Genomic DNA, 26,164 nt, shown 5'->3' on the forward strand with positions numbered 1-26,164 from the left:
TTGGGAGGATCCCTGTTTGAAATGCGCCCGACTGAATGATCGAACTATACATTTACATACATATTCGAGAGAACATTACCAATTCCTCTTTGAAGAAGGAATAAAAGGACATTTATTTTGTTCTCATTGCGGAAAACCCGTTTTGTTAAGGCTCAATATCGCCGATCCGCCGGAGTTTATCCACCGCCAGCCAGGCCATTTTCCGGCATGTGAGGAAGCCTGCGAAACGAAACCCGCTAAAGAGGAGAAAAAAGAAGACGATCAGGAATCCGGTGTCTTTCGTTTGCCCAAGGGAAAAGCGATCGCTGCTGAATCGTCTCCAGCTGTCACTGAATGGAAGCGGCCGAGAAGCATTAAACCCGGAACACCATTTGTTCAAAAAACAATAGAACCTGATACGAATCTATTTCCGTCTGTCGGCTTGAACACGGATCAGCTGAAAGCTGTCACGGAAACGGAAGGCCCGCTGCTAGTGCTTGCAGGTGCGGGAAGCGGGAAAACACGGGTGCTAACGGCTCGCGCCGCCCACATGATTGAACACTTAGGCATACCGCCGGAAAACATGCTGCTTGTCACCTTTACGACAAAAGCCGTCGCCGAAATGAAAGAGCGTATGGCGAAGCAGTACGGATTACAGCCTGCAAAAGTGAGAAGACTTGTCACCGGAACATTCCACAGCTTGTTTTATAAGATTTTGTATCACTATGATTCTGCTAAATGGAACGGCGAGCATCTGCTGAAAATGGAGTGGCAGCGGGAACAATATATCAAAAAAGCACTCTATGAAGAAGGTATAGATGAGAAGGAGTTCCCTGTTGATCAGGCCCTGCAGCAGATTGGTTTCTGGAAAAACACTTATGTGCCGAATGAACGCATCCCTTTACAAGATGAGTGGGAAAAACAAGTCTATCGATTATATGAACATTATGAACGCCAGAAAAAAGAGCACAACCAATTTGATTTTGATGACATGGCTTCAGCCTGCTATGAATTGTTTATCGATCGGCCGGATCTTCTGGAACAATATCAATCTCGGTTTACTTATATCTTAATTGATGAGTTTCAGGACATTAACCCGGTTCAATATAAAATCATGCAAATGCTGGCAAGCCCGGAGCAAAACCTGTGCTGCGTCGGTGACGATGACCAGTCTATCTACGCATTCCGCGGAAGCAATCCGTCTTTTATTCTTGATTTTCAAAAGGATTACCCTGGAGCGAAGACGATCTATTTAACCGCGAACTACAGGTCTACGCACCCGATCGTCTCCAGTGCTGATATCGTCGTGAAAAAGAACAAAAACAGGTATGCCAAAATGCTTGAAGCGGCGCGTGATGACGTCCAGGTCCCTGTGCTGTTTTATCCTTATGACGAAGAGGAAGAAGCAACAATGGTCGTTTCCGATATCAAAGAAAAAATTCAAAACGGGGCAAGCCCTGAAGACTTTGCAGTTCTCTACCGCACAAACAGCGGAGGCCGTGCTATATATGAGAGGCTTCATCAATCGTCAATTCCGTATACAGCAGACCGCGGCGTCCAATCGTTTTACAGCAGACGGATCGTCCGCCAGATTCTCGCATACTTGTACGCCAGCCAAAATGAGGATGACACTGAGGCGATTAAGCACTTGCTGCCAGCCTTGTTCTTAAAACAGTCCGCTTTGAACACGCTGAAGGCGCTCTCGATTACCGAGGACTGCTCCATGATTAAAGCGCTGGCCAAACTGCCTGATCTAAAGCCATTCCAGCTGGACAAAATCAAGAAGATCGTACCGTTTTTCGCAAGCCTCCGCACAATGAAGCCGGTGGAAGCGATCACCTTTGCAGAAGGAAAAATGGGCTTCTCCGAGTATTTAAAAAAACGGGGCAATGAGAGCAACAAGCTGGAAAAAGGATCCGATGACCTGCGTGACATCAAGGTCGTCGCCAAGAAGTTCAAAACGATTCCTGATTTTCTCGCCCACGTAGACCATATGAGAGCCGCTGAGAAAAACAGAACGGATGAAAATGGCGTTCAGCTGATGACCATTCACCGGTCAAAAGGGCTTGAATTCAAAACCGTCTACGTGTTAGGCACGGTAGATGGCTCGATTCCGCACGATTTCTCATTAGAAACAGCGAGAAAAGGAGATGAAGCTCCTCTTGAGGAAGAAAGACGCCTTTTATATGTCGCCATGACCCGGGCCAAACAGCATTTATATTTGTCTTGTCCCGCAAACAGGCGCGGCAAAACGGCCCACCGTTCAAGATTTTTATATCCTCTTTTACAGCAAGCAAGACATCCCTTGCATAACTAACAGTCCGGCAGTGATCTGCCGGGTTTTTTCTATAAAAAAGGCCCGCTGAAATGAGTCAGCCAGGCCCTCTGCTTATTTATTATCCAACATTTTAGAAATCGTACTAAAATCAAGCTTTTCTTTTCCGCTTGTAATGGACTGAACAATCTTATCTTCTAATTCTTTCGGCACGCGTCTGTTTGCCAGCTGCGCTACGCGCTTAATGACACTGCGGACTGTGTTTTCGTCTTTAAAATTGGCGTTTTGAAGGGAGCCGGCAAGATTCATGACATCCTGCATATTGACACCTGTTTTCTTTTCGATGTTCTTAAAAAATTGATTATCCATAATACGCCTCCTTTTGGCGGAGTGATACAGTATTGTATGAATACCCATTGTTCAATGTGCTTTTTCCAAAAATAAAAAATGAACACAAGGCAAGGAAGTACGGGACATCACCCGTACTTCCCTCAATAAACCTTAGAAGTTATAAAAAGATGCACCCACGATGATAAGGAGAATGAACAATACGACTAAAAGAACAAATGTTGAACCATAGCCGCCGCCGTAACCGCCAGCATAACCGCCGCCATAGCCGCAGCCGCCGTAGCCTCCTCCGAATCCGTATCCAAAGCCCATAGATAAGCACCTCCTTTACTCTCTATACACTATGTGTGCAGCCTTAATCGGCTTGGATATTCGCATAGGGCGTTTGCGGATTTATGATTGTTCGTACTGAGCCTTGTGTTTTTTGAGCAAGGCTTCAGTTTTTTCAGCCAGTTCTTCAATCTCCTCTTCAAACGCCAAACCGGCTTCATCAAATGCATCCAAGTCTTTTCTGATACTGCTCATAGTGTCTTCATGCTCTTTTTGCTTTTGTTCGTGAGCTTCATATCTCCCGTCTATCCATTTTTCAAACTCATTCACTGGCATCCCCCCACTCATGATATATGCTGAGTGAGACCACTCCGTTAAAAAAACAAAAAACCGGAAATCTCCGGTTTCTTTGCCAGGTTATTGAGGTTTTTTCTTTTTCTTTCCGCACCCGCAGCCTTTCTTTTTGATCTTTTTTGATTGAGACGATGAATCCGTATATGGAGTTTTTTGGGAAGGTTTATTGATTTGATTCATTATGGTCCCTTCCTTTCCTTATGTCATATATGCTACTTTATGCGGATGCTAGTGAAAAGTTGCTGGTGGGAACGCCTCATTCCTGCAGCCATTTTGATACAAGTGTTTCAATAATACCGGCAAGACCGGCGATCGCCAGAAGCAAAATCAGCCACTGGGCAATTTGCGGGATTAATGCCTGGCATAAAATCAAAAAGCCGGCGCACCACACGCCTGTGCACCAATAGCAGCTCAGTAATTCACCAATAAACGCCCTTACACCTGTTCCCTTAATGACGATATACGTTTCAATGTTCCCGTCTGCATCCTTTTCCTCCTTCTCTTCATGAAACAGGCTGCGAAGCGGCGCCATAATCGTGTCAAACACCAGCAGCCGAGCGAGCCGAAAGACCGCAAGCGAAAGAAGGAAAAGAGACAGCCAATTGATAACCACTTGTTCACTCCTTTCGTCATCCCCTTCACATATATGCAGAAACCCTAGCTTTCATGAATTTGTATCTTGTCCTGTTGAAAATTGGTTATTTTTCTTATTCCGCTCTGCACCTCTTCTGCATTATATACAGTATGGATAAGAAAGGAGTGAAGGTTATGTCATTTGAAGAAGAAGTTGAATCTCTGCATCCTGAAATATTTGAGCAATTATCAAGCGAATTCGAACAGCAGATCGAAGTCATTGATTGCGAAAATATCACAATAGATACGTCACATATAACAGCTGCCCTTTCTATACAAGCCTTGGCTACAACATTGATTATCCTGGTGACACAGCTCGTCATCGCCGACGAGGATTTGGCTGACACAGTGGCAAGCGAAATACTCATTCTCGATAACTCCCAAATCAAAAAAAGAACCATCATTAAAATTATCAACAGCCGAAATATCAAGATTACTTTGTCTGCCGATGAAATAATAATCTTTGTACAACTTTTGCTTCAGGTGCTAAACAGCATTCTCCTTGAACTTGACGTCCTTTAATCCTTTCTTTTCACAAACTTAAAAGTCGAGGTGAAAACAAATGTCAGATAACGATAAAATCAAAGAAGAACTTGAAAAGCTTCCGGAAGTTGATCCGATGATGAAAATGCTGGTTCAAAATATATTTGTTAAACACGGCATCACGAAAGACAAAATGAAAAAAGTATCAGATGAAGAAAAGGAAATGCTTTTGAATATGGTAAAAGACTTGCAAGCGAAATCAGCGGAGCTAGCTGAAAAACAAAAGAAGAAAAAAGAAGAAGCAGCTGTGCAAGAGCAAAAGAGCGATAAACCGCTTAGCCGCAGAGAGCAGCTTCTTGAACAGCTCAGACAAAGACGCCAAAACAATAACAATTCAAACTAATCATAAAAAATAGGGTTCTTCATCAGGATATATGCCTCAGTCAAAGTAAGAGGCTCGCTCATTTAATAACAGTAAAAGAAAAGGAGGAATAGATATGGAAAGCAGACCGTATTCTTGGGTTGCACTTGATCCTGACTGTGACCATCCGTTAGATCACAAAGAGAAAGAAAAAGAAGACAGAAAATGCAATTGCGATATTTGCTGCAATGGCAATGGATTCGGCAACGACAATGCTTTTATCAATCAAGATCTTGCACAGGCGAATCTCAACAAACAAGTCTCCGATGAGACAATTATTATCAGAGACTCTTGTGACATCAACGTTTCATCTACAGACGTTCAAGCCGTAGCATCAGTTGTAACAGCACTTAATGCAGCTGTCCTAACAGTAGCTCTTACCTCAATTGCAGACGGTGTTATTGCCGAACTAGTTGCACAAGATTTATTGCAGCTGACAGCCAACAAGCAAGTAAACCGCCAAAAACTTCTTATCGAATGCTCCCGCGGCGTAAACGTTACAACAGTAGATGCCGATATCGCAGTACTGATCTCTACAGCAACAAACGTTCTTATCGCTGTCCTGGCTATTACGCTTATCCTCTAGGACCTAAAAGCAGAGCTAAAACGCTCTGCTTTTTCTTATTTTCCAAGCATATGATGAATATATAGACGTTCACCCACACCAAGTGGGGCACGGGTACATATGTTGTTAAGGACTAAAGTCAAATACCCTATAAAGAAGGAGCTGAAATCAATGAGCTGCGGAAAAACCCATGGCCGGCATGAGAACTGTGTATGCGATGCAGTGGAAAAGATTTTAGCAGAGCAGGAGGCAGTTGAAGAACAGTGTCCGACTGGCTGCTATACCAACCTTTTAAACCCTACGATTGCTGGAAAAGACACAATTCCGTTTCTCGTTTTTGATAAAAAAGGCGGATTGTTCTCCACATTCGGAAACGTGGGGGGATTTGTGGATGATATGCAATGCTTTGAATCCATTTTCTTCCGCGTCGAAAAATTATGCGATTGCTGTGCAACACTGTCTATTTTACGCCCGGTCGATGTCAAAGGCGATACCTTAAGTGTTTGCCACCCTTGCGACCCGGATTTCTTCGGGCTTGAAAAAACAGATTTCTGCATTGAAGTGGATCTTGGATGCTTCTGTGCCATTCAGTGCCTGTCGCCAGAGTTAGTTGACAGAACATCCCCTAACAGAGATAAAAAGCATCATCACAATGGATAAACACTTGTAAAGAGGAATCCCCTTCCAAACTCTATTACAGGTGCAAATTATTCAGCTGCTTCCAGCGTGAGGCAGCTGACTCTCCATCATTTCGCCAGTCTCAAATTTATAAGGCAGGAGGGATAATATGAGCCAGAAAACATCATGCTGCGTGCGTGAAGCTGTAGAAAATATTGAAGAACTGCAACACGCTGTTGAAGAGGATTGCCCGACAAGCTGCCATTCAAAGCTCTTGTCACCAACCCATTCGCTAGGCGATACAGTGCCTTTTGCAATATTTACATCAAAATCAAAGCCCTTAGTGGCCTTCGGAAATGTCGGCGAACTCGATAACGGCCCTTGCTTTAATACAGTATTTTTCAGAGTAGAAAAAGTTCATGACAGCTGCGCAACACTGTCATTATTAATCGCATTTGACGAACACAAACACATTTTGGACTTCACCGATACAGATACGGTTTGTGAAGTGTTCCGACTTGAAAAAACGAACTACTGCATTGAAGTGGACTTAGACTGCTTTTGCGCAATCAACTGCTTAAATCCACGATTAATCAATCGCACGCATCATCACCATTAATCATAAGCTGGAAAAGCTTGCAGGCCTGCAGGCTTTTCTCTATGTAAAAAAGCTGTCCGGGAAGATCTGCCGGGCAGCTTTTTTCATTTCATTAAAAACCGAGCGGATGCAAAGAGGTGATTTCATCAATCGACAGTTCAGTCGGCGCACCGTTTCCAGTCGTCCGGAGCAGGACGGAATCATTTCTTCTTCCGACAATCACGCCCCTGTACGTTCTTCCATTGGCTTCAATCAAACAAAGCGCTCTCGGCATGTTATGAGGCAGCTTTGTTAAAAAATCAATTTTTTCATGAATCGTCATCTTGCTCATCGGCTTTTTCACTTTTCGTGCCGGCGGTGCTTTTTCCTCCGCTTTATCAGCACTGTGGACAGCTTCCGGTTCTTTTTCAGGCTTCCGGGCCTCAAGCGCAGGCTCTTCCTTTTTTTCTGCTTTCGGAGGCTCGTGTTCGACGGTTTCTTCAATGGCCTGCGGCTCTGCTTCCTGCTCCTGCTGGTTCTTTGTGTTCTCTGGCTCTCTCACCTCTTGTGTTTGCTGACTCACTGGCTCAGCTGCAGGCTTTTGGTCTGCTTGCTGGACCTCCTTTGCCACGGCTTCCTCCTGCTGTTTCTCATGGTAGGCCGGCTTTTCCTCTGCTTTTGGCGGAGCGGGTTTATTGGCCTTTTTTTTGATGACAATCTCCTGCATGGATGACCTTGCTGTTTCTGCATAATCCGGCTGAACAATATACATGAGCGGTTTTTTATCCGCGTTTCTTTTCTTATTAGACATCTTCATCCCTCCGATTGTGTCATATTCTATCTATATGACAGAAAGCTGAAAATCAGAAGAAATAAAAAAGCAATCCCTGTTCGGGATTGCTTGACATAGATCCTGCTTAGCGGGCAGTGATATGGAAACCTGAATCAACGTGAAGATTTTCACCTGTAATGCCTCGGGACATATCGCTGAATAAGAACGCAGCTGTATCGCCCACTTCTTCAGGTGTTGTCGTGCGGCGAAGCGGCGCACGCTCTTCAATGTCTCTTAAGATGGAGTTGAAATCGCTGATGCCTTTAGCAGATAATGTTCTGATCGGGCCGGCAGAAATGCTGTTAACGCGGATATTTTCTTTTCCTAAGTCAGCAGCTAAGTATTTCACACTTGCATCAAGAGAAGCTTTCGCTACACCCATGACGTTGTAGTTCGGCATCACAAGCTCTCCGCCAAGGTAAGTCAAAGTGACAATGCTTCCGCCTTCAGTCATCATTGGACGTGCCGCTTTCACAACTGCTGTCAGAGAGTATGAGCTGATGTTATGAGCCAAAAGGAAACCGTCACGATTTGTGTTTAAGTATTCGCCGACGAGCTCTTCTTTGTTGGCAAATGCGATACAGTGCGCGATACCGTGGATCACACCGACCTGCTCTTTAATGCTTGCGAAGCAAGTTTCGATTTCCGCGTCGTTTGTTACGTCGCAAGGAAGGATAATGGAATCATTGCGTTCTAGCGTTCCGGCAAGCTCGTGAACAGATTTCTCAAGGCGTTCTCCTGCGTATGTGAAAATCAAACGTGCACCCGCTTCGTGTAAAGAGCGCGCAATTCCCCACGCGATACTGCGTTTGTTGGCTACCCCCATCACAACAATGTTGCGGCCTTCAAGTGAAAAATTCATATGTATAAAGCCTCCTATATTTTATAAAGACATAGTATTAGTACCTGATCTTAATTCCTATCATATCATAACCTTGTCCAGATGAAAAGCGCATACGATGGACAAACGTGAAAGAGACCACCATCCGCTGGTGATCTCATTGGCTTGTTTTTAAGCTGTTTCGTTTAAAGGCGAAATGGTTTGTCGGCCCGTGTCCCGATCCGATGCCGAGCGTATTTTCCACCGCTTCGCGGACAAAGTTGGCCGCAACCTCGAATGCCTGATGGATGCTGTCTCCTTTAGCTGTTTGAGCCGTTAAAGCCGCAGCAAAGGTACAGCCCGTGCCATGCGTATGCTCCGTATCGATATAAGGATGGCTGATTTGCATAAACATGTTTCCATCAAAAAGAAGGTCAGTAATGTGATTGTCCTCAGGCTGGTGCCCGCCTTTGATAATCACATGCTGAGCTCCCATCTTTACGAGCTGCTCCGCTGCTTTTTTTCGGTCATCCAGCGAGCGGATTGTCATTCCTGTCAGCGTTTCTGCTTCCGGAACATTCGGCGTAATCGCGTAGCTCCTCGGTATGAGCAGCTCTTTTAAGGTAGCAACTGATTCATCGTGCAGCAAGGATGCACCGCCCTTTGCGATCATAACCGGATCAACAATCACACGGTTAAACCCGTACTCGTCAATTTTTCTCGCCACTTCTTCAATCATTTCGGCATTCCAGAGCATTCCCGTTTTTACGGCGTCCGGTTTCAAATCCTCGGCAACAGCGTCAATTTGCTGTCTCAGTGCCTCTACAGTCAGCGGATACACCCCATGGACGCCAAGCGTATTTTGGGCGGTTACCGCCGTAATCGCAGACATTCCGAAAACATCAAGCTCCTGAAAGGTTTTAATATCGGCCTGTATCCCTGCGCCGCCGCCTGAATCAGAGCCGGCGATTGTCAATGCTTTATATATACTCATACATTACACTCCTTTTATTACCCAATCCATTTATGATAAATAGATTTTGCCCGGGCAATATCATTTGTTCCATGGATCAATGCTCTGCCGTCCCGGAACAGCACCATTTTCATATCATCCGAGCGGCAGGAAATTAAATACGGGTTCGCGGCTACTTCAAGCCCTGCTTGCTTCAGCTGACCGGCAAGCCCTTCAAGATCCGCTTCTTTTGTAAAGGATGATCTGATTTGCACCGTGTTCCTGCCGCACAATACAGCCGCTTTTGTTTGGTTCTCATATGACAAAAACGGAAAATCCTTTGTGCCGCAGCTTGGGCATGCGTCATGTTTGAGACCCGCCGCTCTCACCTCTGACCGTTCGTTTTTCCACAAGTCAAAAGAGCGCAGCACTGGCTCGCACTCCTCTCCCGTCAGCAGCTTCAGCGCGTCTGTCACCTGAAAGATCGCTACCTGCAAAACAGCCGGACTGATGATGCCGGCTGTGTCACATGTCGCTCCGCCAATCGGAAGTGTATCGAGCAAGCAATGCAGGCAGGGGGTTGATCCCGGCACTACGGTAAAGGTGAGGCCGTAGCTCCCTACACAGGCGCCGTAGAGAAAAGGAATCCCTTCTTTGACCGCAGCATCATTTACGATCAGGCGGGTTTCAAAATTATCAGCCGCATCCACAATGATCGAAGCGCCCTTAATCAGCTCGAAGATATTTTCCGCTGTCACATCCATGACAAGGCCAGTCACATCGACATCGCTGTTAATCGAACGGAGACGATGCTCAGCAGCGGCCGCTTTCGGCATTTCTTTTTTGACATCATCTTCTGTATACAGCTGCTGGCGCTGGAGGTTGCTCCATTCAACGTAATCTCTGTCGGCAATTTTCACAGAGCCGACTCCTGCTCTGACCAGCATTTCAGCACTCGCTGTTCCAAGCGCGCCGGCGCCGATGATCACGGCGCGCGCTTCTTTCAATTTCTTCTGGCCGGCTGGGCCGATCGGAGCAAACAGCTCCTGTCTGGAGTACCTGTCCGTCATACAGGAAGACCTTCTCCCGGACTGCTTGCCGTTCCGTATTGCTTAAGCGGAATGCGCCCCGCCTCATAAGAAAGGCGCCCTGCTTCCACTGCGAGCTTCATGGCACGCGCCATTTTCACAGGATCATTCGCGCCTGATACAGCCGTATTGAGAAGTACGCCGTCCGCTCCAAGCTCCATTGCGTATGCCGCGTCTTTAGGCGATCCAATGCCGGCGTCCACGATGACCGGCACTTTTGTCTGTTCAATAATAAATGACAGATTCAAAGGATTTAAGATTCCTTGCCCCGATCCGATCGGAGATGCCCCCGGCATGATGGCATGCACGCCAAGCTCTTCCAGTTTTCTTGCCAGTACAACGTCATCCGACGTGTACGGGAGCACAATAAAGCCTTCTTCAAGAAGCTGTTCGGACGCTTTTAATGTCTCAACAGGATCAGGCAGCAAAGAACGGCTGCATCCGATGACTTCGACTTTAATCATGTCACAAAGCCCTGACGCTTTTGCCAATCTTGCAATCCGGACCGCTTCTTCAGCGGTGCTGGCGCCCGCTGTATTCGGCAGAAGCGTATATTTGGATAAATCAAGCTGTTCCAGAAAATTAGGCTGAGACGCTTCAAAGATGTTCATTCTCCGCACAGCAAATGTTAAAATATCAGACTCGGAAACGGCCACCGCTTCCTTTTGAATTTCAAACGATGGGTATTTCCCCGTGCCCAGCAACAATCTTGATTGAAATGATTTCCCGCCAATTGTTAACATGCTCATCCGCCTCCTACAAAATGGACAATTTCAATAACATCGCGATCACAAAGTTCAACCTCGTGATAATGTTCTTTGCCGATAATTTCTTTATTTCTTTCAACGATAACAATTTTATTTTCAAGCTGATAAGACGCCAGCAGGTCTTGAATTGTACCTGTGTCTTTTTCCCACTTCACGTCTTTACCGTTCAGCTGTAGCATCATATCTGAACCGCCTCCTTGCGATCAATTCGGAATGCGTGCAGCCAGTCTTGATTGACCTCTTTATTCATCATGAGATCACTGATCAAAGCGCCCGTTGCCGGAGCGAGCAGAATCCCATTTCTGAAATGGCCCGCCGCAAATAAAATACGGCTGTCCTCAGGGTGTCTGCCGATGTACGGTTTCCCATCCTTTGTTCCCGGCCGCAGTCCTGCCCAAAAACGATCCACCTTCATATTCTGAATGGCCGGCAGCATCGTTTTTGCTTTTTTCATTATCAATTCCAATCCGCCAAGATCCGGTGTTTCACTCCAGTCACCTGGCTTCATTGTCGCGCCGACAACCAGTCTGCCGCTTTTTCTCGGTACGATATAGCAATGGTCATGGTAAAGTGTTTTTATCAGCGGTATATCATCATTCCAAACAGACAGGCACTCCCCTTTTACAGGGAAAAATGAATTGTTCAGCCCAAGCTGTTTAAAAAACATTCCGCTCCACACCCCGCTGGCAACCACGACATGATCCGCCCATACGTTACCATTCGGCGTCTCGATGGACAGCGCTTCACCGTCATGGTCGACATGCAGGACAGGAGTATGCTCAAAAATCTCCGCCCCAAGCGCTTTCGCTGCTTTCGCATATGCCTTACAAACAAAATAAGGCTCAACATGCACATCATCTTGAATAAAGGCTGCCCCGAAAATGTCACCAGACGTATACGGCTCTTTTTCTAAAACTTCTTCTTTTGTATGCCAGCTGACAGAATCCAAGTCATCCATCTTCCTCAGCCGCTGCACGTCTTCTTCAGAAAACGCAAGCTTAAACATACCGCCGTTATGCTGTCTGATATCAATACCGGATAATGTGTAAAGCTCTTCTCCAAGACCTTTGTACAGACGCTGGCTGTGCATGGCAAAGTCAAAAAACGCGTCACGTTCCTCGCACTCGGCATGGGCGCCCAGCATTCCGGCAGCAGCACTTGTTGTTCTGCCGCCCATTGTTCCACTTTCAAACAATGCGATGTTTTTGTTTTCCTTTGCTAAATGATAAGCAATCGCGGAACCGATAATTCCGCCTCCAATGACAACTGCATCATAATGCCTTTTCATAGCGCATCTCCTTTAGCTTGCGGGAATATCGTCTGGCAGCTTCCAAAGGGTCAGCGGAAGAAAAAATTCCCGACATGACTGCAATACCGTCTGCTCCTGCTCGTTTTACGTCTCTTAATCTGTCCGGCGTCATTCCGCCGATCGCAATAACCGGGACGGAAATCCGCTGTTTGATATCTGACAGCAATGACACACCTCTGCCTTCAAGACCCTTTTTACAATCCGTTTCAAACACATGGCCGAACAACACGTAGTCAGCGTCTTCCTTTTCTGCTTGAACCGCTTCCTCAAGCGAATGCACCGACCGACCGATATGAAGGTGAGGAAATCTGGCTCTGACCTGCTTCGGCGAAAAGCTGCTGCTCGGCAGCTGCACGCGATGAATCGTAGAAAAAAGCGCAATATCCACCCGCCCATTCATGACCAGTTTTCGCTTATCAACACCGCCTTCGGAAATAAGCCCGAGCAGTTTCAAAATGTCGGCCGCCGATTTTGACCGTTCCCGAATGTGTATAAAATCAACTTCATTCCGAATAGCTATGATGGCTCTCGCTAACTCTTCAACCGGCTTGCAGTCATCAGTTATGGCGTGAAGCTCCAAATTCCTCCACCTCTTTTATGCCGCGGTCGGACCAGCCTTCTTTTCGATAGGCCATTCCCCAAAATTGATATTCATAGAAGCTGGAAATAACAAAATTCTCTTTCATCTTGGCGCGCACTTCATCCGTGCTGTTTTCCGCCAGCTCATCAAACCGATTGATTTGCTCTTCGACCTGCTGTCTGAACCAGTCACCGCCGTATGTGCCGATCCACTTCTGATAAATCGGATGCCCCGGATCACAATGCAGCAATTTCTCACCTACCTCGTAATAAAGCCAGTAGCATGGCAGCAGGGCAGCTAAGATCTCAGCAAAATTCCCGCTCAAAACCGAACGGTACATATGGGATGTATAAGAGTATGCCGTAGGAGACGGCTTAAACGCCTTACGCTCTTCCTCACTGATTTCCAACAGCTCCGCAAACTCGCGATGAAGCGCCATTTCCGCCTCATATGTACCTTGGGCGTGGCTTGCCATCCGTCCCGTTGTATAAAGGTCCTTCGCATAAGCGGCGCCAAACGATTGCACCTTCGCAAAATGCGTTAAATAATAAGAATCCTGAAGCACGTAGTATTTAAAACGGTCAATCGGAAGCGTTCCATTACCGATTCCCTGAACGAACGGATGGACAAAACTCCCCTCCCACCATTCTGCGGCTGCACTGCGGCATTCTTCTGAAAACTTCACACGTCATTCCCCCTGTCTGATAAATAAAAAAACCACTTTCCCGCAAGGAAAAGTGGTTTGGAATTGGCATAGTAAAATAACACAAATACCGCTCCACTTCCCTACGCAGGTCTGAACCTGTTCAAGTTATGAGGGTCTAAAAGTCACACTTTTATCTCAGCCCTTATGAAGGACACCCCTAGTGGTTATACGAATACATATTGAATTGTTCTGCACCTCTATATTAACACGAATCCCTATTTGGTCAAGGTTTATCCTTCTAATGTTTTCTTAAGCTCCGTTACGTACCCGCGAGATCCGGTAACAATTAAGCGGTCTCCCAGTTTCAGCCTTGTGTCCCCATGTGGAACGATGCTATCCACACCTCTGAAAATCCTGACAAAGATGACGTCGCCTGTTAAAGGGAATTCCCGCAAAATCACACCGTCGTAAGTGCTGTTTTCCATATTAATTTGATACAGCGAAGACTCCTGGTTCGTGAGAAGCCTCATGACTCCAGGCGCTTCTATCAGAGCGCGAAGCAGTGTTTTTGTTGACAACAGAATAGAAAAGATGCTGATTCCCTGCTCCTTCAGAGCTGCTTCATTCTCCGGTGATCCTACGCTGGCAATGATTCTTTCTGTGCCTTTTTCTTTTGCAAGTAATGCAATGTCCGCATTCATGTCTTCATTCCCTGTCGCAACAACGAGGATATCCGTATCAAAAATGCCGAGTGATTCAAGCGTCTCGTGTTCATAGTCAGAAATCGTTTCGACAGTAAATACTGATTCTGACAGCTTTTCCTCCGCATTCTCTTGGTATACGTGTACAACACGCACATCATACTCTTCCTCCGGCAGTTCAAGAGTAACAGGCAATGTCATTTGGTTTGCACCGATAAACGTAATCGTCTTTTTCTCCTCCGGCTGCTCCTCCCGTTTGTACAATTTTTTAAAGAAGACCGGCGAAAAAATACTGGCAATGACGGCTACTAACGTCAGCGCTCCTGACATATTTGCGCTGATCACGTGAAGCTGCTGGCCGATTGTCGCAGCGGCAATCACGAGCGAAAGCGTTGATGTCAGCAGGAAACCAGATGCCAAAACGGTTCGGTTATCATACCACTTCTTCAAGTACAGGACAGGAATGATTTTGCTGACTAACAGCGCCAAAAGCAGAAGTGGAATCATGATTAATATTTTCGGATCTTGGAAAAGGGTCCATATATCCAGCTTCACACCGACCATCACAAAGAAAATCGGAATTAAGAACCCGTAGCCGAATGAATCCAGCTGCTGAACAAGTTCTTTGTTTGGTGAAAGAAGGGAAACGAGAACCCCTGCTAAGAAAGCGCCGAGAATATTTTCTGCCCCAAGTGATTCAGACAGGGCAACGAGTACGATAATTAACGTAAAAATCGCGCGCGTTCCGATCTGGATCGTCCCTTTTGACATGGATTGAACAAAAGAGCGATGTTTGAAGACCCGGCCGAAAAAGTAAAGCACCACTCCGGCTGCAAACAGGATCATCAGAAGCCACATGTTTCCGCTGTCCTCTCCGTATAAAGAGGAAAAAACAGCAAGAAGAATCATCGTAGCCAAATCAGCAATAACAGCAACGAGCAAAATAATCTGCCCGATATTTGAATTCATGATTCGTTCTTCTTTTAACGTTGGAACGACAACGCCTAATGAAATCGTTGAAATAATAAGCGTCATTAAGAATGCATTTTCGATAAATCCTGCCAAGACGAACCCATAAGACAGCAGCAATGATAAAATAAAAATACCGCCAAAGATAATAGATGCCGCAGCAAACGTATTAGGCGCTTCTTTGCCGTTCGGCATAAGCTGCTTTTTCTTTCCTTTCTCAAACGATGAAAAATCAATTTCAAGCCCGCTTAAAAACATTAAAAAGATAAATCCGAGCATAGAAAGCGTCTGGAGCCATGTGTCACCCTCCACAACTAAATTAAGGCCGCTTTTTCCTATGATCAATCCCATAATGATTTCAGCAACAACAACCGGGATGCTGAGTTTAAACCGATGCAAAAGGATGGGTGTCAAAAATGCAACGATAAGTACAACAACTAAAGATGCGACAGATGTATGCGCCATAATCAGAACCTCCTTTTTAGATCAGGGTTATGCCAGTTCTTAATCAAAGAACAAAACCTCAATTTTTAAAAAAACATAACGCGATTTTAACAAGGGTGATGATAAAAAATAAAGTAATATGGTCTAAATCCTGTTTAGAAAATGATTCTTCTATAATTTGCACATAAAAGCTTGTGATGACTCACAACACTTTGCATCATAATAAATAAAATCATTGGTAAGGAGGATGCCGAATGGCTTACGACATAATCAGCGATATTCATGGCTGCTATGACGAAATGACTGCATTAATCCAAAAGCTTGGCTATACGATCAAAAATGGAGTACCTGTCCACGAGGAAGGCAGGATGCTTGTTTTTGCCGGAGATTTAACCGACAGAGGACCCAAATCGATAGAGGTCATCCGCTTTGTAGCGGGCGCTTACGAAAAAGGCGCTGTACGTTATGTCCCGGGAAATCATTGCAATAAGCTGTTCCGCTACTTAAAAGGAAATCCGGTGAAAGTGATGCATGGTCTCGAAACAACAGCGGCAGAGCTTGAAGAACTTTCTAAAGAAGAAAGAACAGCAGTAAGCGAACAGTTTATGAAGCTGTACGAAACAGCGCCGCTTTACGACATCTTACATAACGGAGAATTAGTTGTCGCCCATGCTGGCATAAAGGCTGACGATATCGGCAAATATACCCGCAGAGTGAAAGACTTTGTGCTTTACGGTGATGTGACGGGTGAAACGTATCCGGACGGCAGGCCCGTCAGACGTGATTGGGCGGCAGCCTATAACGGCAAGGCTTGGGTCGTATACGGCCATACACCTGTGAAAGAGCCTCGGAAGGTCAATCGCACCATCAACATTGATACAGGCTGCGTGTTCGGAAATAAACTGACAGGCTTTCGCTTTCCAGAAATAGAAACCGTCTCTGTTCCAAGTTCCCTGCCTTATGACGAATCAAGATTTCGCCCCATATAAAAAAGGAGAGAATCATTGATTCTCTCCTTTTATCAGTTCTTTCATATCTTGAGGCAGTGAAGCATGAAACGTCATGTTCTCCTGTGTCAGCGGATGGATAAATGAAAGCTGCTCGCTGTGCAGGGCCTGGCGGCCAATTTCCCGCCTCGTTCCGCCGTACAGTGTATCGCCGCACAGCGGGTGCCCGAGATAGCTCATATGAACACGAATTTGGTGGGTACGTCCAGTCTCAAGCTGCAATGTCACCGAGGTCATGTCGTCATTTGCGCATGTGACATAAAAATGAGTAACAGCCTTCTGGCCGTCCGGTCTCACCGTCCGTTCAATAATACTGTCAGGATGTCTGCCAATCGGAGCATCGACTGTTCCCTCCGCCCGTGTCAACCGCCCGTGGACCACTGCCGCATACCGGCGTTTCACAAGCCCGTTTTTTTGCGCTGACGATAAAATGGAGTGGGCAAAGCGATGCTTGGCAACAAGCATGACACCAGATGTATCCCGGTCAAGCCGGGTGACAAGATGAACCGTCGACCTCACTCCGTTTTTTTGATAATGATGGATAATTCCATTGGCAATGCTGCCGGATGGGTGCTCTCTTGAAGGGATAGATGACACATACGGCTGCTTGTTTATCACAAGTACATGTTCATCCTCATACAGGATATCGAGCGGAACAGGCTCTGCCAATAGCGTCTCGCTTACCTGTTCCTTAGGAAACTTGACGACAAGAAGATCTCCCTCTCTCAAAACGTATTTGACCGTCACATGGTCACCGTTGATAAGCAGGTCTCCACCGCCAAACTTGATATCGGTCAGCAGACGTTTCGAAATTCCCAGTTCAGCGGCATAATCTTTTAGAGTTACCCCGTTTTCAGCGGAAGTAATGTTCTTTCTGATAAAAAAATGATCCACGATACGTCCTCTTTCTATTCACCTTTTCCGATAAACGAATCCTGGACTCTTTTCCAAAATGGAAACGGACGGAATCTCGCAAACCTCACATTTTCGGATGCAACCTGGCAGCGGATCGACTTTACATCCTTATGAAGAAGGGTTAAATGGTCAATCGTCACTTGAAAGTCAACTTCGTTTCTCGGCTTAATCATGCAATCATGATGGGAAGGGAGAAGCAGCGGCGATCCGACCGTCCGGAATACGCGGTTATTAATAGAAGCCATTTCCGCAAGCTGGATCGCTCTAATAGACGGATGGATAATCGCTCCGCCCAGCGCCTTATTGTAGGCGGTGCTGCCGGATGGCGTTGATAGGCAGAGGCCGTCGCCCCGGAAGGTTTCAAAGAGCTGTCCCTTGATTTCCACATCAGCCACAAGGCTTCCTTCTATGCTTTTAATCGTGCATTCATTCAATGCTAAATATCTTTCTTCCCGCTCGTTTTCGTGATAGGTCACAATCACTTCGAGAAGCGGATATTCGACGGTATGATACGGCGTTTTCGCAATCGCGAGAACAAGTTTTTCAATTTCATGAGGAACCCAGTCGGCATAAAACCCCAGATGACCCGTGTGAACGCCGACAAATGCTGTTTTGTCCAAGCGGTCGCTGTATCTGTGAAAAGCGTACAAAAGCGTTCCATCGCCCCCAACTGAAATGACGATTTCCGGTTCATTTTCATCCAGTTCCATATCAAAATCCAACAAATACGCCTGTATTTTGCTTTTCAGCGTATCAGAAACTTGATCACCTTTTGATGATACGGCAAATTTCATGCTTTTCTTCCCCTTTACCTATTGTTGCTCGCTTCCTTTTTTCTTTCTTGAAAAGGCAGCTTGAGCTTCCTGTACTTCACCCCTGATCTCCGACATCTCTTCATCAAGCCGGGAAGCCGCTTCAGAAGCACGCTGAAGCCTTAATTTTACTTTTTCAGGAATGTTTCCGCTGTATTTATAATTCAATGAATGCTCAATGGTCGCCCAAAAATTCATCGCCAGCGTACGGATCTGTATTTCCACAAGAACATGCTTTTCTCCGGACACCGTCTGTAAAGGATATAGCACAACAAGATGATATGACCGGTACCCGCTCTCTTTATGTTCCGCAATATAATCCCTCTGATCCACAACGGTGAAATCTTTTCTGGCAAACAGCATGTCTTTTACGATTTGGATGTCATCGACAAATTGGCACATGATTCTAAGGCCTGCGATATCCTGAATGGTTTCAATTTCATGTAACGGTATGCTTTTCCGTCTCGCTTTTTCAAGTATGCTCGCCACAGGTTTGACGCGCCCGGTCACAAATTCGATCGGAGAATGGTCATCCTCGTATTCATATAATGTGCGGATCCCCTTGAGTTTCACTTTCAACTCTTCGACAGCCTGGCGGTAAGGCACTAAAAAACGCTCCCATTGTTTGTCATCCATCATACATCCCCCAATTCCGAACCAGTTTCTATAAAAACACGCGTTTCACTTTTTCTTCCATTTCTCCGTAGTTTGCATTATCTTTAATATTTTCTAAAAGATACTCCAGTTCCTCATGCAGGCCTGCCAGTTCAATGGTTTTGCCTCCGGCCTCTAAAACAATCGGGATTCTTTGTACATGGGCCTGCTTCAGTTCCGGCCATACATGTTCCTTTATAATGACATATTCAAAAGAATCAGCTAATTCAAGTATGTATACAAAAGCAAAGTGGTCAGAATCAACAAGCATTTGACCTGACGGCTTGCGTTCTGCTTCGTTTCCTTCCGTCTCACAGGCAAGGCGAAGCTGATCATCCGATAATGTTGCGTTCAAGATTTCGATTCTGTTTTGCATAATGCTCTCCTTTTTAAACAAAGTACAGATTCATTTTATCATATCAAGCTGGATATTGATAAACCTAACATCTAAAGAGATAATAGTAAAAATAAGATTTACAGGGCGGAAAGGAAGAGCATCATGAGCCAAGAAATTGAAATAGAATTTAAAAACATGCTGACCAAACAAGAATTTGAAACCATAACAGCCGCACTCAAGCTGACAGAAAAAGATTTTACAGATCAAAAGAATCATTATTTTGACACAGGCAGCTTTGCGCTGAAACAAAAACACGCTGCGCTGCGAATCCGCAGAAAAAACGGAGAGTATGTCCTGACGTTAAAAGAACCGGCAGATGTAGGGCTTCTGGAAACGCACCAGCGGCTTTCAGAGGTATCAGACCTTACTGGCTTTTCAGTTCCCGAAGGCCCTGTGAAGGACCAGCTGCACAAGCTTCAGATCGATACAGATGCCATTCAGTACTTTGGATCTTTAGCAACAAACCGCGCGGAAAAAGAAACAGAAAAAGGCTTAATAGTTTTAGACCATAGCCGATATTTAAATAAAGAGGACTATGAAATCGAATTTGAGGCGGCAGACTGGCATGAGGGCAAACAAGCCTTTGAGAAGCTGCTTCAGCAATTCAGCATTCCTCAGCGCGAAACCAAAAATAAAATTCTGCGTTTTTATGAAGAAAAACGAAAGTCTATATAAGGTGGAATGACATCGTGAATGTAACGAATTGGGCAGCTTTACTTCAGCTTCAAGCATTACAGTCCATATCTAATGCACGCAGCACAGGCACTCAAAATGATGCGGAAAGCCCGCTCTCAAGCTTCAGCTCTTTGCTTAGCCAATATACAAACGGTCTGGCGACTCCGCAACCAACAGCATCTTCTGCAACGTCAAGCCCGCTCAGTCTGCTGAACAGCGCTTCTTCAACAGCGCCGTCACTGCTTTCAGCTTATGGGCTTAATTCATATACAAATAGCAATTCAGGTTATATCACAAAAGCGGCAGAAAGCACCGAAACAGCTGCTGCAGATTCACCTTTAAACAAACATGAAGCAAAACAGATCAGTTCGGGAGACTTCTCCATTGACAGCGCTATAAAAAAAGCAGCTGATAAATATGGCGTCGATGAAAAACTAATCCGTGCCGTCATCAAGCAGGAATCAGGCTTTAATGCAAAAGCGGTCAGCGGAGCAGGTGCGATGGGCCTAATGCAGCTCATGCCGGCAACAGCAAGCTCACTTGGCGTTTCTAATCCGCTGGATCCGCAGCAAAATGTGGAGGGCGGAACGAAATATTTAAAACAAATGCTGAATAAATACGACGGCAATGTGTCTATGGCATTAGCAGCCTACAACGCCGGACCGGGAAATGTTGACCGATACGGAGGTATTCCTCCTTTTCAAGAAACGCAAAACTATGTAAAAAAAATAACTTCAGCTTATTACGCGTAACCAGAGCGGCTTCTGCCCTCTGGTTTTTTTGCGAAGTGAAATCTTACGCATTCCTGATTTTTATGTGATATGATATGAAATACAAACCCTGGCTTACAGCCGAAACTAGTCATCAAACGCATAAAAGGCAGTTTGTTTGTAGAAATGATGCCTTGTTGCTAAAATAAATTTAGATGAAATGTTGAAATACAGAAAATTACTTTTTGCAATAGGATTTATGATTCCTATTAGCCATATTTAAAGGAGTAGTCAACATGGGACAATCGTTTAACGCACCTTATGAAGCGATTGGAGAGGAACTTCTATCGCAACTTGTTGATACTTTTTATGAGCGTGTCGCGTCTCATCCTTTGCTGAAGCCAATTTTTCCGAGCGATTTAACAGAAACCGCCAGGAAACAGAAGCAATTTTTGACTCAGTATTTAGGCGGGCCTCCGCTTTATACTGAGGAACACGGCCACCCCATGCTCAGAGCAAGGCATCTTCCCTTTCCAATTACAAACGAGAGAGCTGATGCGTGGCTCAGCTGTATGAAGGACGCAATGGACCATGTAGGGCTGGAGGGCGATATTCGTGAGTTTTTGTTTGGCCGGCTGGAATTGACAGCAAGGCATATGGTGAATCAAACGGAAGCGGAGGATCGATCATCTTGACAAACTATCAGCATGAGCAATACTTCGCCCATTGCCACGGCCATCCAAAAAAACCGCTTGAAATTTACATGTTTGTAGACCCTTTATGTCCTGAATGCTGGTCCTTAGAGCCCGTCATTAAAAAGCTGAAAATTAGATACGGACGCTTTTTCACATTACGCATTATAGCTTCCGCAAGCCTTACCGCGTTAAATAAGAAACGGAAAAAGCATCTTCTCGCAGAAGCATGGGAAAAGATCGCGAGCCGCTCCGGCATGTCGTGTGACGGCAATGTCTGGTTCGAGCAGGATCAGCCGCTTTCATCGCCTTATATGGCTGCTCTCGCTTTTAAAGCAGCCGAACTGCAAGGAAGAAAAGTCGGCATGCAATTTCTCAGAAATATGCAGGAGAGTCTGTTTGTTTCAAAGAAAAATATTACGGATGAAAACGTGCTTTTGGAAATCGCAGAAAAAACGAGTCTCGATCTTGAAGAGTTCAAAAATGACCTGCATTCTCAAAGCGCGGTCAAGGCGCTTCAATGTGATATGAGAATTGCCGCTGAGATGGATGTTTCCGTCAATCCGACGCTGACGTTTTTCAATACACAGCATGAGGACGAAGGACTTAAAGTACCCGGCAGCTATTCATATGATGTATATGAAGAAATCTTATTTGAGATGCTTGGCGACGAGCCGAAGCCGTCGGAAACACCGCCTCTGGAATGTTTTATTGAATATTTCCGCTTCGTTGCCTCCAAGGAAATTGCTCTAGTTTATGACCTGAGCCTTGAAGAGGTAGAAAAAGAAATGAAAAAATTGGCATTTGCTAAAAAGGTTGCCAAAGTGGAAGCCAAACACGGAATGTTTTGGAAGTCTCTCAGCACTTATTCTGATGAATATCAATCATGTGAAAAATAGCCGCAGGCGTGTATATGCTTGAGGCTGTTTTTTTGCACCGACACCAAACATACGTTCTGTTCATAGCACTAAAGAAACCGCGCCGGGATAAGCGCGGTTTCATATGTCTTAACGACAACAAAGGGGATGGGAGAAATTTTTCACGGTCAAACAAAGGGGTAATGTTTGTTTGTGATCAATTTCACATCCTTATGATAACAAAAGATGTCGACTGTTGACAACCTCTATGCTTAATGTTCATATTTTTGTCACAAAACATAACGAAGTACATTCACTCATATCCTAATAAGGAAAAAGGACGAGGGGGACCGCCATGATGTATACTGTGATCTTAATTGTGTGCATTGCCGTTTTTTTCTGTTTGAATATATTAGGCATGATGCATATGCTGCCGCTTTATATTACCTCTCCTCTGCTGTTTCTGTCTATTTTGTTTACCCTCTATCGCCTGAACCATCGGAAAACCTTTAAAGGGTTTTAAAAAAGCCTGTGCGTCATTTTTGCACAGGCTTTCTTTTTTAAGACTGCTTGACTTTCATCAGCAGCTCTTCCATTTCATCAAGTTTTTCTTCAAACATTTTGCACGCAGCTTCGATCGGCTCTGGAGACGTCATATCAACGCCCGCTTTTTTCAGGACATCAATCGGGTATTGTGAGCTTCCCGCTTTCAGGAAGTCAATATAACGGTCAACCGCCGGCTTTCCTTCTTTTAAAATCTGGCTGCTTAACGCTTGGGCAGCACTGTACCCTGTCGCATACTGATACACATAGTAATTGTAATAGAAATGCGGAATCCGTGACCATTCAAGGCCGATTTCCTTATCAATCACCATGCCGTCTCCGAAATACTTTTTATTCAGATCGTAATAGACATTTGTCAGAAGCTCAGGTGTAAGCGGCTCCCCTTCTTGCGCCTTTGTATGGATCAGATGTTCAAATTCAGCAAACATCGTTTGTCTAAAGACCGTTCCTCTGAAGCCCTCAAGCATATGGTTGAGAATATATAAGCGCTGTTTTTCATCATCTAAGTTGTTCAGCAGGTATTCGCCAAGAAGCGCTTCGTTTGTCGTAGACGCAACTTCCGCGACAAAGATACTGTAATTGCCGTATGGATATGGCTGGTGCTTTCTCGTATAGTAGCTGTGTACGGAATGTCCAAACTCGTGCACGAGCGTAAAGAGATTATTGACGTTATCATGCCAGTTCATCAAGATATACGGATTCGTGCCGTAAGCTCCTGATGAATAAGCGCCATTTCGTTTGCCTTTATTTTCATAAACGTCGACCCAGCGGTTTTCCAGCCCTTCTTTTAAGATGGAGGCGTATTCTTCCCCTAAAGGTGCCAGACCTTTCAGCATGTAATCTTTGGCTTCCTCGTACGTGACCTTCATCCCCGCATCCTTCACAAGCGGTGTATACAGATCATAGATATGCACTTCATCAAGCTCAAGCACTTTCTTTCTCAGCGCGATATAGCGATGCAGGAGCGGCAAATGCTTATTAATCGTTTTGACGAGGTTGTCGTATACCTCCTCAGGAATACTGTTGTTAGAAAGCGCCGCTTCACGCGCTGATTTGTATTTTTTCACTCTCGCGTAGAAGTTGTCCTTTTTCACAGTGCCGCTTAGCGTCGTGGCCATTGTGTTTTTATATTGACCGTATGTTTTATATACTGCGTCAAAGGCATTTTTGCGGACTTCACGGTTTTCACTTTCTAAGAAATTAATAAAATTCCCGTGAGTGATCTGTTTTTCATTCCCCTCTTCATCTTTAATGGACGGGAATGTTATCTCGGCGTTATTTAATACGCTGAATGTATTGGAAGATGAACCCAGCACATCAGAAGCTTCAGCAAGCAGCGCCTCTTCCTTCTCGCTCAGCACGTGCGGGCGTTCCTTTGTAATCTCCTCAATCGCATGAGAGTACAGTTTCAGTTCTTCTTTTTCAAGAATAAACTGCTGCAGTTTGTCTTCTTCTATGGATAAAATTTCCGGAACCAAATAAGCTGTCGCGCTTGCGGCCTGTGTATATAGGTTTCCCGCCTTATCATTCAGCCCCTGATAAAAAGAGTTCCCGGTATCTTGGTCAGAGCGCATATGCGCATATGTGTACAGCCTGCCCAGCCGCTCCATCACTTTATCTTGGAACGTAAGAGCTTCGTATAAATGATCGGCTGAATCTTCCAGCTTTCCTTTATACTTAGATAAATTCGGAATTAATTCTTTTACAGCTTGAAATTCTTTATTCCAGGCCTCATCAGTAGGAAAAATATCCTCAAGTCTCCATGTGTCTTCTGCCTTTACCTCACTTCTGTCAGGCAGTTGGTTTGCTTTTTTTTCCTCAGCCATGGTGATCCCCCTCGTTTTCTTTGATTCAAGCCAATTGAAAAAACCGCTGTTTCTCAAAAAACTTGTGTTGTGAATATCTTCCGGTTTTTCACTGCCTTTTGTCAAATCATATGCAGTAATGAAGAGAACGAATGCCAAAAAAGCAGTAAAAACACGAAAAACCTTTTCTTTTGTGCCTTTCACAGCCAGCCCACCACCTTTGTCTTAGGGTGAGCCAAATGAGACAAACTCATTCTATAAAACAGCTGCGGTCACTTTCTATGAGATCCTGTAATGAGCGTACGCCCTCTGCAGGCTGATTCAGCACATATACTTCTTTCTGAGTCTCCCTTAAAAATCCCTTCTTGCACAAAAAATCAATGTACTGTTTCACCGCTTCAGAAAGACAATCTTCGCTGCATTTGTATCTGAGCGAAATGTTCTTTTTATGAATGTGCAGTTTGCACTGCTGTAAAACGGCTGAAAAGCGAATTGGCGCGCGTTTATATCCCAGATCCGTAATAAACAGATATAAAAACCCCTGCCACACAAAAACCGGACTATGAAAAACAGCCCCTTTTATAACAGGGACAAACACTTCCGTCGGAAGAAAAGAAAGGGGTGTCTGCCGCTTTTCATAAAACAGCAGCCTGAGGCGATTTGTTTCCTTGGAGATAAACCGATGGGGTTTATGGCGAAAACGGTGAATCGCTTTCGTCCAGCCGGAATATTGAAATGCGGGCGTCGGTTCAGTAAAAAAAAGATCGTTTGCAGCAGCCCGATGGATAGGGATCGTTTGAACGGAGGAATAAGAATGGTTTGTGTAAAACGGAATGATGTGGCTGAGCCGGCGGAAAGAACGTGTTTCCGGGCAATAACATATCAGTTCCCTGTATGGACTTGCATTGATAAACTGCCAATGGAAAGCAGAAAGCTGATAAAAGGATGGAGCAGAGCATTTTAAGCGGCTGTGTCCCACAATCCACTGCGGGATGATTCCTGCTTGTTTGAAGCCCTCTGTTCGCTTTTGAAAGACATCTGGCGCAAGAGTGGCACATTGATACTCAACAGCAAGCATGCGTCCCTTGATCTTTGTCATGATGTCCGGTCTTTGATTGATGTTCTTGATATACGGTTCTAATATCGGGGAAGCCTGTTGCGTTTTCAGCCATATATACAGCTGCCTTTTTCCTTCTAAGTGGTAGGCGCTTTCCGGTTCTATGTCTATCGAACAGGATTTGTTCTGTTTATGGGCGAAATGCGGTGCTTTTTGGAGTCCGAGCTTCACAGCAAGCTCACCCCCGCACACCGGGCAGAAGAATCGTCTCCGCTTTAATTTCTGGCTTTGCCGAGCGCCTAGAAGGTGAAACATTTCGCCGTCTTCAGTCACAGCACTAAACAATTGTCATCTCTCCTTTCCAGATGAGGTATACTTTCTGGAAAAG

At 45.2% G+C, this 26,164-nt stretch carries 32 protein-coding genes and 1 riboswitch; of the genes, 12 read left to right on the forward strand and 20 right to left on the reverse strand.

The window, feature by feature from the left end:
* Nucleotides 1-16: 16 nt before the first annotated feature.
* The gene (locus AC0C66_RS13605; protein ID WP_139026442.1) at nucleotides 17-2,296 is read left to right on the forward strand and encodes an ATP-dependent helicase; all 2,280 of its coding nucleotides are present in this window, start codon (nucleotides 17-19) and stop codon (nucleotides 2,294-2,296) included.
* Between the two features lie 72 nt (nucleotides 2,297-2,368).
* Here the strand turns inward: AC0C66_RS13605 and spoVIF are convergent, their stop codons facing one another.
* The 4 genes from spoVIF to yjcA all read right to left on the reverse strand — a co-directional run bounded on the left by spoVIF (nucleotide 2,369) and on the right by yjcA (nucleotide 3,839).
* Nucleotides 2,369-2,623, reverse strand: coding sequence for a sporulation-specific transcription regulator SpoVIF (spoVIF, locus tag AC0C66_RS13610; RefSeq protein ID WP_072182821.1), 255 nt, complete (start codon nucleotides 2,621-2,623; stop codon nucleotides 2,369-2,371).
* A gap of 132 nt (nucleotides 2,624-2,755) precedes the next feature.
* Nucleotides 2,756-2,914, reverse strand: coding sequence for a YjcZ family sporulation protein (locus tag AC0C66_RS13615; RefSeq protein WP_014113402.1), 159 nt, complete (start codon nucleotides 2,912-2,914; stop codon nucleotides 2,756-2,758).
* Between the two features lie 81 nt (nucleotides 2,915-2,995).
* Nucleotides 2,996-3,202, reverse strand: coding sequence for a hypothetical protein (locus AC0C66_RS13620; protein WP_072182820.1), 207 nt, complete (start codon nucleotides 3,200-3,202; stop codon nucleotides 2,996-2,998).
* Between the two features lie 280 nt (nucleotides 3,203-3,482).
* Nucleotides 3,483-3,839 (reverse strand): sporulation protein YjcA, encoded by a 357-nt coding sequence (yjcA, locus tag AC0C66_RS13625; RefSeq protein ID WP_061188377.1) that lies wholly within the window; start codon nucleotides 3,837-3,839, stop codon nucleotides 3,483-3,485.
* Nucleotides 3,840-3,994: 155 nt separating this feature from the next.
* On the opposite strand from yjcA, the gene cotV reads away from it, so the two are divergent.
* The 5 genes from cotV (at nucleotide 3,995) to cotZ (ending at nucleotide 6,565) form a co-directional block, all read left to right on the forward strand.
* On the forward strand, nucleotides 3,995-4,381 hold the full coding sequence (cotV, locus tag AC0C66_RS13630) for a spore coat protein CotV (protein WP_061188376.1): 387 nt from the start codon (nucleotides 3,995-3,997) through the stop codon (nucleotides 4,379-4,381).
* A 40-nt stretch (nucleotides 4,382-4,421) separates the two neighbouring features.
* A complete protein-coding gene (locus AC0C66_RS13635) occupies nucleotides 4,422-4,745 on the forward strand; it encodes a spore coat protein (protein ID WP_072182819.1) in 324 nt (107 codons plus the stop codon).
* A 94-nt stretch (nucleotides 4,746-4,839) separates the two neighbouring features.
* Nucleotides 4,840-5,349, forward strand: a complete 510-nt coding sequence (cotX, locus tag AC0C66_RS13640; protein WP_061188374.1) for a spore coat protein CotX — start codon at nucleotides 4,840-4,842, stop codon at nucleotides 5,347-5,349.
* Between the two features lie 150 nt (nucleotides 5,350-5,499).
* Entirely contained in the window at nucleotides 5,500-5,988 is a 489-nt protein-coding gene (cotY, locus tag AC0C66_RS13645; protein ID WP_014113395.1) for a spore coat protein CotY, read from the forward strand.
* Between the two features lie 127 nt (nucleotides 5,989-6,115).
* Nucleotides 6,116-6,565, forward strand: a complete 450-nt coding sequence (gene cotZ, locus AC0C66_RS13650) for a spore coat protein CotZ (protein WP_014113394.1) — start codon at nucleotides 6,116-6,118, stop codon at nucleotides 6,563-6,565.
* Nucleotides 6,566-6,656: 91 nt separating this feature from the next.
* On the opposite strand, the gene cotO is transcribed toward cotZ, so the two are convergent.
* The 10 genes from cotO to AC0C66_RS13700 form a co-directional block, all read right to left on the reverse strand.
* Nucleotides 6,657-7,340, reverse strand: coding sequence for a spore coat protein CotO (cotO, locus tag AC0C66_RS13655; protein ID WP_072182818.1), 684 nt, complete (start codon nucleotides 7,338-7,340; stop codon nucleotides 6,657-6,659).
* Between the two features lie 100 nt (nucleotides 7,341-7,440).
* Complete coding sequence (gene fabI / locus AC0C66_RS13660) at nucleotides 7,441-8,217, reverse strand: enoyl-ACP reductase FabI (protein WP_072182817.1); 777 nt, start codon at nucleotides 8,215-8,217, stop codon at nucleotides 7,441-7,443.
* A 136-nt stretch (nucleotides 8,218-8,353) separates the two neighbouring features.
* Entirely contained in the window at nucleotides 8,354-9,169 is an 816-nt protein-coding gene (thiD, locus tag AC0C66_RS13665; RefSeq protein ID WP_061188372.1) for a bifunctional hydroxymethylpyrimidine kinase/phosphomethylpyrimidine kinase, read from the reverse strand.
* Between the two features lie 17 nt (nucleotides 9,170-9,186).
* A complete protein-coding gene (gene thiF, locus AC0C66_RS13670; protein WP_072182816.1) occupies nucleotides 9,187-10,197 on the reverse strand; it encodes a thiazole biosynthesis adenylyltransferase ThiF in 1,011 nt (336 codons plus the stop codon).
* Complete coding sequence (thiG, locus tag AC0C66_RS13675; protein ID WP_072182815.1) at nucleotides 10,194-10,964, reverse strand: thiazole synthase; 771 nt, start codon at nucleotides 10,962-10,964, stop codon at nucleotides 10,194-10,196. Before thiG ends, thiF begins: the two co-directional genes overlap by 4 nt.
* A complete protein-coding gene (gene thiS / locus AC0C66_RS13680) occupies nucleotides 10,961-11,161 on the reverse strand; it encodes a sulfur carrier protein ThiS (RefSeq protein ID WP_072182824.1) in 201 nt (66 codons plus the stop codon). Before thiS ends, thiG begins: the two co-directional genes overlap by 4 nt.
* Nucleotides 11,161-12,270, reverse strand: a complete 1,110-nt coding sequence (thiO, locus tag AC0C66_RS13685; protein WP_088679498.1) for a glycine oxidase ThiO — start codon at nucleotides 12,268-12,270, stop codon at nucleotides 11,161-11,163. Before thiO ends, thiS begins: the two co-directional genes overlap by 1 nt.
* Nucleotides 12,254-12,871, reverse strand: a complete 618-nt coding sequence (gene tenI / locus AC0C66_RS13690; protein ID WP_072182825.1) for a thiazole tautomerase TenI — start codon at nucleotides 12,869-12,871, stop codon at nucleotides 12,254-12,256. The genes thiO and tenI overlap by 17 nt, the downstream gene beginning before the upstream one ends.
* The gene (gene tenA / locus AC0C66_RS13695) at nucleotides 12,849-13,556 is read right to left on the reverse strand and encodes a thiaminase II (protein ID WP_072182813.1); all 708 of its coding nucleotides are present in this window, start codon (nucleotides 13,554-13,556) and stop codon (nucleotides 12,849-12,851) included. Before tenA ends, tenI begins: the two co-directional genes overlap by 23 nt.
* An 81-nt stretch (nucleotides 13,557-13,637) precedes the next feature.
* Nucleotides 13,638-13,746, reverse strand: a riboswitch (TPP riboswitch).
* 61 nt (nucleotides 13,747-13,807) lie between these two features.
* A complete protein-coding gene (locus AC0C66_RS13700; protein WP_014113385.1) occupies nucleotides 13,808-15,652 on the reverse strand; it encodes a monovalent cation:proton antiporter family protein in 1,845 nt (614 codons plus the stop codon).
* Between the two features lie 233 nt (nucleotides 15,653-15,885).
* Here AC0C66_RS13700 and prpE point away from each other — a divergent pair, with 233 nt between their 5' ends.
* Nucleotides 15,886-16,620 (forward strand): bis(5'-nucleosyl)-tetraphosphatase PrpE, encoded by a 735-nt coding sequence (prpE, locus tag AC0C66_RS13705; protein WP_014113384.1) that lies wholly within the window; start codon nucleotides 15,886-15,888, stop codon nucleotides 16,618-16,620.
* A 12-nt stretch (nucleotides 16,621-16,632) separates the two neighbouring features.
* On the opposite strand, the gene AC0C66_RS13710 is transcribed toward prpE, so the two are convergent.
* From AC0C66_RS13710 to AC0C66_RS13725, 4 genes are read right to left on the reverse strand one after another with little or no spacing between them, the layout of a single operon-like run.
* Complete coding sequence (locus AC0C66_RS13710; RefSeq protein ID WP_072182812.1) at nucleotides 16,633-17,532, reverse strand: RluA family pseudouridine synthase; 900 nt, start codon at nucleotides 17,530-17,532, stop codon at nucleotides 16,633-16,635.
* A gap of 14 nt (nucleotides 17,533-17,546) precedes the next feature.
* Nucleotides 17,547-18,347, reverse strand: a complete 801-nt coding sequence (locus AC0C66_RS13715) for an NAD kinase (protein ID WP_003224622.1) — start codon at nucleotides 18,345-18,347, stop codon at nucleotides 17,547-17,549.
* A gap of 18 nt (nucleotides 18,348-18,365) precedes the next feature.
* Nucleotides 18,366-19,001: a GTP diphosphokinase gene (gene yjbM / locus AC0C66_RS13720; RefSeq protein ID WP_019713982.1), complete on the reverse strand. Its 636-nt coding sequence runs from the start codon at nucleotides 18,999-19,001 to the stop codon at nucleotides 18,366-18,368.
* Between the two features lie 28 nt (nucleotides 19,002-19,029).
* Nucleotides 19,030-19,395 carry a UPF0738 family protein gene (locus AC0C66_RS13725; protein ID WP_072182811.1) on the reverse strand — a complete coding sequence of 122 codons (366 nt, stop codon included), beginning with the start codon at nucleotides 19,393-19,395 and terminating at the stop codon, nucleotides 19,030-19,032.
* 123 nt (nucleotides 19,396-19,518) lie between these two features.
* Between AC0C66_RS13725 and AC0C66_RS13730 the strand changes: the two genes are divergently transcribed.
* From AC0C66_RS13730 to AC0C66_RS13750, 5 genes are all read left to right on the forward strand, one after another.
* A complete protein-coding gene (locus tag AC0C66_RS13730) occupies nucleotides 19,519-20,091 on the forward strand; it encodes a CYTH domain-containing protein (RefSeq protein ID WP_014113380.1) in 573 nt (190 codons plus the stop codon).
* A 14-nt stretch (nucleotides 20,092-20,105) separates the two neighbouring features.
* A complete protein-coding gene (locus AC0C66_RS13735; RefSeq protein WP_250540712.1) occupies nucleotides 20,106-20,843 on the forward strand; it encodes a lytic transglycosylase domain-containing protein in 738 nt (245 codons plus the stop codon).
* A 254-nt stretch (nucleotides 20,844-21,097) separates the two neighbouring features.
* Nucleotides 21,098-21,496 (forward strand): globin domain-containing protein, encoded by a 399-nt coding sequence (locus tag AC0C66_RS13740; protein ID WP_003224612.1) that lies wholly within the window; start codon nucleotides 21,098-21,100, stop codon nucleotides 21,494-21,496.
* On the forward strand, nucleotides 21,493-22,392 hold the full coding sequence (gene spxH, locus AC0C66_RS13745; RefSeq protein ID WP_014113378.1) for a protease adaptor protein SpxH: 900 nt from the start codon (nucleotides 21,493-21,495) through the stop codon (nucleotides 22,390-22,392). Before AC0C66_RS13740 ends, spxH begins: the two co-directional genes overlap by 4 nt.
* A gap of 313 nt (nucleotides 22,393-22,705) precedes the next feature.
* On the forward strand, nucleotides 22,706-22,873 hold the full coding sequence (locus tag AC0C66_RS13750; RefSeq protein ID WP_041520918.1) for a hypothetical protein: 168 nt from the start codon (nucleotides 22,706-22,708) through the stop codon (nucleotides 22,871-22,873).
* A 37-nt stretch (nucleotides 22,874-22,910) separates the two neighbouring features.
* Here AC0C66_RS13750 and pepF read toward each other — a convergent pair whose 3' ends face one another.
* Both pepF and AC0C66_RS13760 read right to left on the reverse strand, forming a co-directional pair.
* The gene (gene pepF / locus AC0C66_RS13755; RefSeq protein WP_175304915.1) at nucleotides 22,911-24,740 is read right to left on the reverse strand and encodes an oligoendopeptidase F; all 1,830 of its coding nucleotides are present in this window, start codon (nucleotides 24,738-24,740) and stop codon (nucleotides 22,911-22,913) included.
* Nucleotides 24,741-24,969: 229 nt separating this feature from the next.
* The gene (locus tag AC0C66_RS13760) at nucleotides 24,970-26,091 is read right to left on the reverse strand and encodes a competence protein CoiA family protein (RefSeq protein WP_240510039.1); all 1,122 of its coding nucleotides are present in this window, start codon (nucleotides 26,089-26,091) and stop codon (nucleotides 24,970-24,972) included.
* Nucleotides 26,092-26,164 lie beyond the last annotated feature (73 nt).

This window comes from Bacillus sp. VA13, assembly GCF_055710085.1.